The organism is Bacillus sp. 7884-1 (genome assembly GCF_002272245.1).
Lineage (GTDB): Bacteria > Bacillota > Bacilli > Bacillales > Cytobacillaceae > Neobacillus.
In genome coordinates this window covers 1-1,493 of the sequence record NZ_NPDD01000323.1, presented here as the reverse complement: position 1 = coordinate 1,493, position 1,493 = coordinate 1, and the positions used below count along the sequence as shown (strand labels likewise).

The window sequence follows — 1,493 nt, the reverse complement described above, 5'->3', positions numbered from 1 at the left end:
AAGGGTAGTCTCAGGTAACCGAAATGTACCTTGAGGGAGGTGAGCATTCCTTACTGCAAGACGCTCTAAAAGCACTTCTTCTGGTATATCTAAAAAATGTATCTTAAAGCCAGCCCCTAATTCTGCTGCTCGTGAACGAAAATCATCTCGCTCCCTACGTCCCCAAAATCCAAAGTCTAAAATAACATCTACGCCAAGAACTAAAACTCTAGTAGCAACATCCCAAAGTAGACTTTCCACTAAGTCGTGTCTAGCATCATGGTCTTTGTCATCCATATCATGTCCAAACAAGCGAATATGCCATTCATCAGGAGTTAGACGTAGTGCAGAATATTTCTTTTCGAGTTTCCGTGAAAGGGTAGTTTTACCACTGCACGGGAGACCAACCATTAAATGAAGTGTCGGGATAGTTCTCACCTCCAGTAAGTAATATATAGTCAATCGCTTAACGACTATTTTGCTTTATCATTTTATAGCAAAATCATTTTTTCAAGCTAAACTAACGCAACCGTTAGTTGAAGAATACCATTTCAAACCATTAAAATTTTTTGTAATCTTCTACTATTGTCCAAATAGTATTAGAGGCTTCTTCTGCAATCACTTTATCAGAGTCTATGTGAGCATCATATGTTATCAATGCCTTCCACAGAGCCCATCCTCGTGCTCTATTCCAGGTTCCTTCGTCCAAATTTATTTTATTTTTGAACACTTTTCTACTGGTATCATCAAAGAAAGTCCAAGCTATTGCTGCATCACACGAAGGATCACCTACTCCCAATATACCAAAGTCAATAACTGCACAAAGCTTTCTATCCTTCACTAACAAATTGCCTGGTGCTATATCACCGTGTACCCACACAGACTCTGACTCCCATTCAGAATCTAAAGCTAAGTTCCATATTTCACTTAACAAACCTCCATCAAAAATCTCTTTGTTGTTCTCAATAGCATTTCGGGATTCCTCATTGTATGTAGATAATGACCCACCTCTATAAAAATTATGCTTACCAGCTAAGGGACCTCCACTAGCATCAATGTCTTGTAATTCATTTAAAAATGACCCCAAGTCTTTTGCTAGCAGATTAAGGTTATTAATATTGTTATGAGATAGGTGTTCTCCCTCAAGCCACTTATAGATGGACCAGGACCAAGGATATTCTTCACTAGGATTTCCTTTAGCTATTGGACTAGAAACTGGCAATGAAAGTTTTTTTGCTAAAATTGGAAGCCACTTTTGTTCTTTTTCCACTTGTGGAGCATAGCCCGCTGCACTAGGTAACCTTACACTCATATGATTACCTAAATGAAATGTTCTGTTATCATTTCCACCATTTTTTACAGGTGTGATAGATAAATGAGACCATTCTGGAAACTGTTCGTTAATAAGTCTTGTTACTAAATCGATATTGATAATCATTAATTACTTCTCCTATCCTTTTCTATATCCTAATTGATTGTTTTCTACCCCAACACTTTGAAATCCTTCTTCCACT

General features: G+C 37.6%; 2 protein-coding genes. Both read right to left on the bottom strand.

The genetic code is table 11. The features are described 5' to 3' along the window. The coding region (locus CHI06_RS28915) for an AAA family ATPase (protein WP_218833134.1) at window positions 1-441 on the bottom strand (441 nt) is incomplete at its 3' end. Window positions 442-538: 97 nt separating this feature from the next. Then, the gene (locus tag CHI06_RS28910) at window positions 539-1,417 is read right to left on the bottom strand and encodes an aminoglycoside phosphotransferase family protein (protein ID WP_095252066.1); all 879 of its coding nucleotides are present in this window, start codon (window positions 1,415-1,417) and stop codon (window positions 539-541) included. Window positions 1,418-1,493 lie beyond the last annotated feature (76 nt).

Excerpts from the sequence above, each read along its gene's own strand:
- CHI06_RS28910 (WP_095252066.1), bottom strand. The coding sequence starts at position 1,417 with ATGATTATCAATATCGATTTAGTAACAAGACTTATTAACGAACAGTTT.